This window comes from Sphingomonas sp. 28-62-11, from assembly GCF_002278865.1.
Classification (GTDB): Bacteria; Pseudomonadota; Alphaproteobacteria; order Sphingomonadales; family Sphingomonadaceae; genus Sphingomonas.
On the sequence record NZ_NCGB01000061.1, the window covers coordinates 1 to 8,067 of the forward strand.

General features: G+C 63.1%; 11 protein-coding genes. 6 read left to right on the forward strand and 5 right to left on the reverse strand.

What is annotated here, in order from left to right; genetic code table 11:
• The coding region (locus tag B7Y49_RS14410; protein WP_374128300.1) for a TCP-1/cpn60 chaperonin family protein at window positions 1-733 on the forward strand (733 nt) is incomplete at its 5' end.
• Window positions 734-947: 214 nt separating this feature from the next.
• On the opposite strand, the gene B7Y49_RS14415 is transcribed toward B7Y49_RS14410, so the two are convergent.
• Window positions 948-1,304 (reverse strand): helix-turn-helix domain-containing protein, encoded by a 357-nt coding sequence (locus tag B7Y49_RS14415; RefSeq protein WP_374128301.1) that lies wholly within the window; start codon window positions 1,302-1,304, stop codon window positions 948-950.
• A gap of 86 nt (window positions 1,305-1,390) precedes the next feature.
• Between B7Y49_RS14415 and B7Y49_RS14420 the strand changes: the two genes are divergently transcribed.
• The 4 genes from B7Y49_RS14420 to B7Y49_RS14435 are packed head-to-tail and all read left to right on the forward strand — an operon-like array spanning window position 1,391 to window position 4,008.
• Complete coding sequence (locus B7Y49_RS14420) at window positions 1,391-2,383, forward strand: zinc-dependent alcohol dehydrogenase family protein (RefSeq protein WP_374128302.1); 993 nt, start codon at window positions 1,391-1,393, stop codon at window positions 2,381-2,383.
• A gap of 55 nt (window positions 2,384-2,438) precedes the next feature.
• On the forward strand, window positions 2,439-3,098 hold the full coding sequence (locus B7Y49_RS14425; RefSeq protein ID WP_374128303.1) for an HAD-IA family hydrolase: 660 nt from the start codon (window positions 2,439-2,441) through the stop codon (window positions 3,096-3,098).
• Window positions 3,095-3,319, forward strand: coding sequence for a hypothetical protein (locus B7Y49_RS14430; RefSeq protein ID WP_374128304.1), 225 nt, complete (start codon window positions 3,095-3,097; stop codon window positions 3,317-3,319). Before B7Y49_RS14425 ends, B7Y49_RS14430 begins: the two co-directional genes overlap by 4 nt.
• Window positions 3,316-4,008, forward strand: a complete 693-nt coding sequence (locus B7Y49_RS14435; RefSeq protein WP_374128305.1) for an ATP12 family chaperone protein — start codon at window positions 3,316-3,318, stop codon at window positions 4,006-4,008. Before B7Y49_RS14430 ends, B7Y49_RS14435 begins: the two co-directional genes overlap by 4 nt.
• Before the next feature lie 168 nt (window positions 4,009-4,176).
• Here the strand turns inward: B7Y49_RS14435 and gmk are convergent, their stop codons facing one another.
• From gmk to B7Y49_RS14455, 4 genes are all read right to left on the reverse strand, one after another.
• Window positions 4,177-4,824 (reverse strand): guanylate kinase, encoded by a 648-nt coding sequence (gene gmk, locus B7Y49_RS14440; protein WP_374128306.1) that lies wholly within the window; start codon window positions 4,822-4,824, stop codon window positions 4,177-4,179.
• 39 nt (window positions 4,825-4,863) lie between these two features.
• Window positions 4,864-5,091, reverse strand: coding sequence for a hypothetical protein (locus B7Y49_RS14445; RefSeq protein ID WP_374128307.1), 228 nt, complete (start codon window positions 5,089-5,091; stop codon window positions 4,864-4,866).
• 378 nt (window positions 5,092-5,469) lie between these two features.
• Window positions 5,470-6,855 carry a class II fumarate hydratase gene (gene fumC / locus B7Y49_RS14450; protein WP_374128308.1) on the reverse strand — a complete coding sequence of 462 codons (1,386 nt, stop codon included), beginning with the start codon at window positions 6,853-6,855 and terminating at the stop codon, window positions 5,470-5,472.
• A gap of 208 nt (window positions 6,856-7,063) precedes the next feature.
• A complete protein-coding gene (locus B7Y49_RS14455) occupies window positions 7,064-7,543 on the reverse strand; it encodes an SspB family protein (protein ID WP_374128309.1) in 480 nt (159 codons plus the stop codon).
• A 71-nt stretch (window positions 7,544-7,614) separates the two neighbouring features.
• Between B7Y49_RS14455 and B7Y49_RS14460 the strand changes: the two genes are divergently transcribed.
• Window positions 7,615-8,067, forward strand: a 453-nt coding sequence (locus tag B7Y49_RS14460) for an imidazoleglycerol-phosphate dehydratase (RefSeq protein WP_374128310.1), incomplete at its 3' end; no start/stop codon positions are given.

Below are 8,067 nucleotides of genomic sequence, written 5' to 3' on the forward strand. Positions count from 1 at the left end.
CCTCGGCATCAAGCTCGAGAGCGTCACGATCGGCATGCTCGGCACCGCCAAGCGCGTCACGATCGACAAGGACAACACCACCATCGTCGATGGTGCTGGTGACCATGACGCGATCAAGGGCCGCACCGATGCGATCCGTCAGCAGATCGAGAACACGACGTCGGATTACGACAAGGAAAAGCTGCAGGAGCGTCTGGCCAAGCTGGCTGGCGGTGTTGCGGTGATCAAGGTCGGTGGTTCGACCGAAGTCGAGGTCAAGGAGCGCAAGGACCGCGTCGACGACGCGCTGCATGCAACCCGCGCAGCCGTTGAAGAAGGCATCGTCCCCGGCGGCGGCACCGCGCTGCTTTATGCAACGCGTGCCCTCGAAGGCATGAAGGGCGCGAACGACGACCAGACCCGCGGGATCGACATCATCCGCAAGGCGCTCTACGCGCCGGTCCGTCAGATCGCCCAGAATGCTGGCCATGACGGTGCGGTGATCTCGGGCAAGCTGCTCGACGGCAACGACCAGAACATGGGCTTCAACGCGCAGACCGACCAGTATGAAAACCTGGTTGAAAGCGGCGTGATCGACCCGACCAAGGTCGTGCGCACTGCCCTTCAGGACGCAGCCTCAGTCTCGGGCCTGCTCATCACCACCGAAGCAGCGGTGAGCGAGCTTCCCGAAGACAAGGCAGCCCCCGCCATGGGCGGCGGCGGCATGGGCGGCATGGGCGGTATGGATTTTTGATTTCGGACCGGGCGAGCCGCGCTCGCCCGGACACAAAATCAGAACGGCCGGCGGGGTCGCCAGACCCCGACCGACGAGTCCCGGCTCTGCCGGGACCGTGCCACCCACAAAACCTGTCGAACCAACAGCAAAGGGCCGGAGGAGCGATCCCCCGGCCCTTTCGCATTGGACCTGCGTCGCCGGCGATCCCCTACCGCCGACAAGCATCTTCCCGCTAACCCGCCACCTCGAAAATCCGTTCGGCCATATGCTTCACGCCCCAGTCGCGCATCGCCACCAGAATTGGCTCAAGCGAGCGGCCATGCGGGGTCAGGCGGTATTCGACGCGCGGTGGTACCTCGGCATAGACGCGGCGCTCGATGATCCCGTCGGCTTCCAGCTCGCGAAGCTGGTTGGTCAGCATCTTTTGTGTGACCGCCGCCGGAATGCGCCGCCGCAACTCGTTGAAGCGCAGCATATCGGCCTCAAGCAGGCGGAACATGATGACCGGCTTCCACCGTCCGCCGACCACCGACAAGGTCGCCTCGACCGAGCAGCCAAACGGGCGGTGGATCAGTTCTTCAGTATCCATTTGGGTACTACCCCACAAAATCGTGCGTACTCGTAGTTTTCGCAGATAGGCCGATATCGGGGGCGTAACAACCGGAGTATGTCCCCATGAAGCAAATGACCCTGAAAAATTTCGCGCCCGATGCGCCGTTTATCGCCGTCGAGGCGGCACCGCGACCGCTGGGTGCCAATGACGTGCGCATCGCCATTCATGCCGCCAGCATCAACCCGCTGGACACCAAGCAGCGCAGTGGCGCCTATGCCTCGATCGCCAATGATCAGGCCGTGCTCGGCGCCGATGTGGCTGGTGTCATTACCGAAGTCGGCGCGGCCGTGACCGGCTTTGCGATCGGCGACAGGGTTTATGGCTGTGCCGGTGGGCTGACCGGCCGCGACGGCGCTTACGCCACCGAAATGGCTGCCGATTTCCGCCTGATCGCCCACGCCCCGCAATCGCTGACCTTGCGCGAAGCCGCCGCGCTGCCGCTCGTGGCGATTACGGCCTGGGAAAGCCTTGTCGATCGCGCACGTATCAAGCCCGGCGATCTCGTATTGGTGCATGGCGCGGCCGGTGGTGTCGGCCATATCGGCGTGCAGCTTGCCCGCACCATGGGTGCCATCGTTCACACGACGGTTTCGTCCGAGGCGAAGGCAGATATTGCCCGCAATCTCGGCGCCGATCTTGCCATCAATTATCGTACACAAACCGTCGCCGATTATGTCGCGCAGGCAACCGGCGGGCGCGGCTATGACGTGGTTTTCGACACGATCGGCGGCGACAACATCCAGCCTTCGATCGAAGCGGTCGGCGACAATGGCGATGTGGTGACGATCGTTTCAGGTGGCGCCAGTGCGGATCTGTCGAACCTGATGCCGCATAATGCCTCGCTGCATGTCGTTTTCATGCTCGTCCCGATGCTGCGCAATCGCGATCTGGAGCGGCATGGCGACATTCTGACGCGCTTGGCCCGGTTGGTCGATGGCGGGCGGCTGAAACCGCTGATCGATCCAGCGCGCTTCACCCTGGACGACCTTGCCGCCGCGCATGACCACCTGACCAGCGGCAAAGCGATCGGCAAGGTGGTGATCGACACCGCCTGACGCCCGAACCATCACCAGCCTTTTGAAATCGGCAAGGCTGGGCTATCGCCACCCTATGACCCGGCTCGCCATTTTCGATTGTGACGGCACGCTCGTCGACAGCCAGTCAAATATCTGCCGCGCTGTAGAGGAGGCGTTTGACGGCGCACGGCTGGTCCCCCCACCACGCAACGCAATCCGCCGCATCGTCGGGTTGAGTCTGGTGGAGGCGATGCGAATCCTGCTCCCTGATGCGGATGATGCGCAGCACCTGGCGCTTGCCGATGATTACAAGGCAGCCTTCTTCCGCCTGCGCAGTTCGGGTGCGATGGCGGAGGAGCCGTTGTACGACGGCATGATCGACGCGCTTGAGGGACTGCGGGCAACCGGCTGGGCGCTGGGCGTCGCCACCGGCAAATCCGATCGCGGGCTTACCCATGTGCTGACGTATCACGGCATCATCGACTGGTTCGTGACGCTGCAGACCGCCGATCGCCACCCCTCCAAGCCGCACCCGTCGATGATCGATACTGCCATGGCCGATGCTGGTGCCTTGGCCACGCAGACGGTGATGATCGGCGATACCAGTTATGACATGGAAATGGCAAGCGCCGCGGGCACCCGTGCGGTGGGCGTTGCCTGGGGCTATCACCCCGTCGACGAACTAATCGAGGCCGGGGCACATATCGTGGTCGAGGACGTATCCGCGCTCGTCGCCATGCTGGAGACCCCATGACCGATTCGTCCGACATTACTGCCCGCAACCGTTATCTCATGATGACGGCATCGCGCATCGCTGGCGCGGGCGGTGCGGTGTTCGGCGTGATCCTGCTCGGCCGGGCGCAGACGCTTGGACCGCAGTTGGTGGGGCTCGCCATCGTGATTTCGGCGATGACGATGATGGCCATCGTCCCCCGCGCGCTCGCCGCGCGCTGGCGCACCCCACCCGAGGCGTGAAACGCTTCTGGACCAATGTCGCCGTGATCGCCGGGCCGGAAGGCCATGCGATCGCGCTCGATGCTCGCCCGGTGCGCACGCCGGGCCGACTGGCGTTAGCCGTGCCGCATGCCGCGCTAGCCGAAGCGATTGCCGATGAATGGCGCGCGGTGGAGAAGGACATCGATCCGCGCCGGATGCCGCTGACCGGCCTCGCCAATGTCGCGATCGAGCGGATTGCGGCTGACCCCCTGCCCTTCATCGCCAATCTGGCCGCCTATGCCGAAAGCGACCTGCTCTGCTACCGCGCCGACGCGCCCGACGCGCTTGTCGCGCGCCAAGCCGCCGCCTGGAATCCGCTGCTCGATTGGGCGCGGCAGCGGTACGACATTCACATCGAGGTGGTGAGCGGTATCATCCACCGAGCGCAACCGGCACTCACCCTCGCACGGCTCGCCGATGCACTCGCCGCGCGCAGCCCGTTCGCGCTGGCGGGCCTCTCCCCCATCGTTACCATTACCGGATCGCTGATCGCCGCGCTGGCGCTGATCGAGGGCGCTGCCGACGCCGAAACGGTGTGGCGGGCGGCGCAGGTTGATGAGAACTGGCAGGTCGAGAAATGGGGCGACGATGATCTCGCCATCGCAACGCGCACGGCGCACCGGGCGGATTTCGACGCGGGCGTGCGGTTTTTGGGGTTGTTGGGGTAGCGCGACATCCGCCGATCCCTGATCACCACATCCGTTCGGGCTGAGCGAAGTCGAAGCCCAAGCGCTGCACGTGCCCCCTTCGGCTGCCTGCTAAGGCAGGCGCTCAGGACAGGCTTCGACTTCGCTCAGGGCGAACGGCGTTGGGGAAGGCATTCGGTGTAGATAACCCTATTTCATCAGCTTGCGGATGAACCCGATCAGCCCGGTCTGGCGGGAGCGCTTGAGCCGTTCGGCGGCAAGGATCGTCTTCACGTCGCGGAAGCACTGGTCGACATCGTCATTGACGAGGACATAATCATAGCCGTCCCAATGGCTGACTTCCGCATTGGCGCGTTGCATCCGGGCGTTGATCACCTCTGCACTGTCCGTCGCCCGCCGCACGAGCCGCTCGTTCAACTCCTCCATCGACGGCGGAAGGATGAAGACGCGGACGACATCGCCGCCCGCGATCTGGAACAGCTGCTGCGCGCCCTGCCAGTCGATATCGAACAACACGTCCTTGCCCGCGCTCAGCATCGCATCGACCTGTGCCCGCGGCGTGCCATAACGCTGGCCAAACACATGCGCCCATTCGAGAAATTCGTTGTTGGCGACCATGTCACGAAATTTGTCGAGGCTGACGAAATGATAATCCTTGCCGTCTTCCTCGCCGGGTCGGATCGGCCGCGTGGTTGCCGACACCGACATGGCAAGATCGGGCTCGTTCTCCAGCAGCATGCGCGCGATTGTCGATTTGCCCGCGCCCGACGGAGAGGAAAGGACGAACAACACGCCCCGGCGCTTGAACCCGTGAAGATTATGATCGGCAGCTTCCATGCCCGCTAGTGGCGCGCGGCTACCCTTCCCGTCAAGCCATCAGCGCGATGATGGCACGGCGGGCGTTTCGCCAAAGGCGCGGTCCTTCAGTTCGCCGAGCCCGCGCAGTACTGCCCAGCCGACCGCATAGGTGATCACCACGGGCAGCACGACCTTCAGAACATTGGCGGTAAGCGCGCCATAAATAGCCCCATCGACGGCGCTGTCATCGCCGCCCATCGAATCGATCGCCCCGCCCAGCAGCGCCCCAATCGTCGTCGCACCCATTGCCTGATCCTTCTGTTTGTTGCGCTGGCAGAGCGATCGGGGGGCGAAGTTGTTCCCGACAACTGCCGCTGAATTGGTTCACGCGGAGGCGCGGAGGTGATTGCACTCGGTTCGAGCCTTCCACACAGCGGCGACGATCAACTAGTCCGGTGGAACCGAAATCCGGTTCAAAAAATTGTCGTCACCCTGAACTTGTTTCAGGGTCCACCGCTCAGCCTTTCCGGTCGCCAATGGGGCACGGTGGATGCTGAAACAAGTTCAGCATGACGGGTATTTTTAGCACGAACTTCAGTTCCAGATGACTAGCCTCACCGCTGCGTACAGCAATTGCCCAGCGCACGACAATCTCCGCGTCTCCGCGTCTTCGCGTGAATCCAATCAAACCATTGTCTCAGGTCGCACCAGACGATCGAAGGTCGATTCATCGACAAGGCCAAGCGCCAGCCCTGCCTCCTTCAATGTCATCCCCGTTGCATGCGCGTGCTTGGCGATCTTGGCCGCATTGTCATAGCCGATCTCGGGCGCGAGTGCGGTGACCAGCATCAGCGAGCGATCGACCAGTTCGGCGATGCGCGGCAGGTTCGGCTCGATCCCCTCGACGCAGCGTTCGGCGAAACTTTCCATGCCAATGCTCAGCAGATCGATCGAGCGCAGCAGATTGGCCGCGATCATCGGCTTGAAGACGTTGAGCTCCAGATGCCCCTGCATACCGCCGACCGTGACGCCCAAGTGATTGCCGATCACTTGTGCCGCGACCATCGTCAGCATCTCGCACTGGGTGGGGTTGACCTTGCCGGGCATGATCGAGCTGCCGGGTTCGTTTTCGGGGAGGTTGAGTTCGCCGAGCCCGGATCGCGGGCCGGAACCGAGCAAGCGGATGTCGTTGGCGATCTTGGTGAGCGCGACCGCGAGCGTATTGAGCGTGCCCGACAAATGGACCAGCGGATCGTTGCTCGCGAGCGCCTCGAAAGCATTTTCGGCCGGATGGAATGGTACGCCGGTGATCTCGGCAATCGCCGAACACACAGCAACGGCAAAACCATCAGGCGCGTTCAGCCCGGTACCCACGGCGGTGCCGCCCTGCGCCAGCCGATCGGTGCCCGCAATCACCCCGGGCTCGATCCGCCGCCGACACCGATACACCTGGTTGGCATAGCCCGAAAATTCCTGGCCCAGCGTAATCGGTGTAGCGTCCTGCAAATGGGTGCGGCCGATCTTCACGATATCGCGCCAAGCCACTGCCTTGGTGTCGAGCGCTGTGCGAAGACGTTCAAGCGCGGGGAAGAGATCGCGCCTGACGGCAATCGATGCCGCAATATGCATCGCGGTCGGGAAGCTGTCGTTCGACGACTGGCTCATATTGACGTGATCATTGGGATGCACCGGCGATTTGCCGCCGCGCGTGCCGGTCAGCATCTCGTTGGCGCGGCCAGCGATCACTTCGTTGACGTTCATGTTGGTCTGGGTGCCCGACCCGGTCTGCCAGATGACGAGCGGGAATTGGTCGTCGAACTTCCCCGCCGCCACCTCCGCCGCCGCCGCCTCGATCGCATCGGCAATCTCGCCGGGCAGGCCGTGAGCCCGATTCACCCGCGCGGCCGCCTGCTTCACGATCGCCAGCGCGTGGATGAGCCCAATCGGCATCCGCTCGCGCTCGCCAAAAGGGAAGTTGGCGATGCTGCGCTGCGTCTGCGCGCCCCAATAGGCACTGGCAGGGACCTCGATGGGGCCGAACGAATCGGTTTCGGTGCGGGTCGTCGTCATCTGCCTGCGCGCCGAAGTTGCGGAAGTTGCGGGTTGCCATCGCTTCCGCAACTTGGTTGCAATCGGGGGCGGGCAAGCGCCCCGCATGGGCGGAATGGCGACAGGGGTGCGGATTGCGGCATGCGGGCAGGATACCGCAGCATCGCCGTGTAGGACAGACGCTACAGCCCTCGCCTAAAAACCGACGACAGAATGTCGGCCAGCGCGCCTACTTCTTCCGCTTGAAATCCACCGAAACGACGTTCGACCCATCCTCGACTGGCGTGACGACCGCGTCATTCTCGGCTTCTTCGTGCGGATCTGGTCCTTCGGGGCCTTCCGCTGCCTGAAAGCGCAGCTCGAAATTGACGGCCGGGTCATGAAATCCGGTGATCGACGAATAGGGGATGACCAGCTTCGACGGCACCTGGTTGAAGCTCAGCCCCACCGAAAACCGCTCGTCATCGACCAGCAAATCCCAGTAGCGATTCTGCATCACGATCGTCATTTCATCCGGGAAACGCTCGATCAGCCGCTGCGGAATATCGACGCCCGGCGCCTGCGTTTTGAAGGTGATATAGAAATGATGCTCGCCCGGCAGCCCGCCATTGGTCGCCACCGATCCGAGCACGCGGCCCACCACGGCGCGCAGCGCTTCCTGCACGATTTCGTCATAGGGAATCAGGCTATCGGGCAGACCATCGCTCATTCGCCTTGGACTAACGGTCTTTGAGGCCCGGTCAAGATTGCGCCGATAAATCCAAACGCTATGTGGGGGGCATGCGTACCGCCACCATCTCTCGCGCCACCAAAGAGACGTCGATCGACGTCACCGTCAATCTCGACGGCACCGGCACCTATAATGTCAGCACCGGGATCGGCTTTCTCGATCACATGCTCGAACAGCTTTCCCGCCATTCGCTGATCGATATGGATGTGAAGGCGGTGGGTGACCTCCACATCGACCAGCACCACACCACCGAAGATACCGGCATCGCGATTGGTGAGGCAATCGCCAAGGCGCTCGGCGACAAGGCCGGCATCCGCCGCTACGGCGATGCGCTGAGCCCGATGGACGAGACGCTGACCCGCGTGGCGCTCGACATTTCCGGGCGGCCCTATCTGGTGTGGAAAAGCAGCTTCTCGCAGACCCGGCTGGGCGAGATGGACACCGAATTGTTCAGCCACTGGTTCCACAGCTTTGCAGGGTCAGCGGGCATTACCCTGCATGTC

What these genes read in the sequence shown, in the direction of transcription:
- fumC (WP_374128308.1), bottom strand. Translation starts at nt 6,855, where the DNA reads ATGACGACGACCCGCACCGAAACCGATTCGTTCGGCCCCATCGAGGTC.
- B7Y49_RS14445 (WP_374128307.1), bottom strand. Translation starts at nt 5,091, where the DNA reads ATGGGTGCGACGACGATTGGGGCGCTGCTGGGCGGGGCGATCGATTCG.
- B7Y49_RS14420 (WP_374128302.1), top strand. Translation starts at nt 1,391, where the DNA reads ATGAAGCAAATGACCCTGAAAAATTTCGCGCCCGATGCGCCGTTTATC.
- gmk (WP_374128306.1), bottom strand. Translation starts at nt 4,824, where the DNA reads ATGGAAGCTGCCGATCATAATCTTCACGGGTTCAAGCGCCGGGGCGTG.
- B7Y49_RS14425 (WP_374128303.1), top strand. Translation starts at nt 2,439, where the DNA reads ATGACCCGGCTCGCCATTTTCGATTGTGACGGCACGCTCGTCGACAGC.
- B7Y49_RS14415 (WP_374128301.1), bottom strand. Translation starts at nt 1,304, where the DNA reads ATGGATACTGAAGAACTGATCCACCGCCCGTTTGGCTGCTCGGTCGAG.
- B7Y49_RS14455 (WP_374128309.1), bottom strand. Translation starts at nt 7,543, where the DNA reads ATGAGCGATGGTCTGCCCGATAGCCTGATTCCCTATGACGAAATCGTG.
- B7Y49_RS14430 (WP_374128304.1), top strand. Translation starts at nt 3,095, where the DNA reads ATGACCGATTCGTCCGACATTACTGCCCGCAACCGTTATCTCATGATG.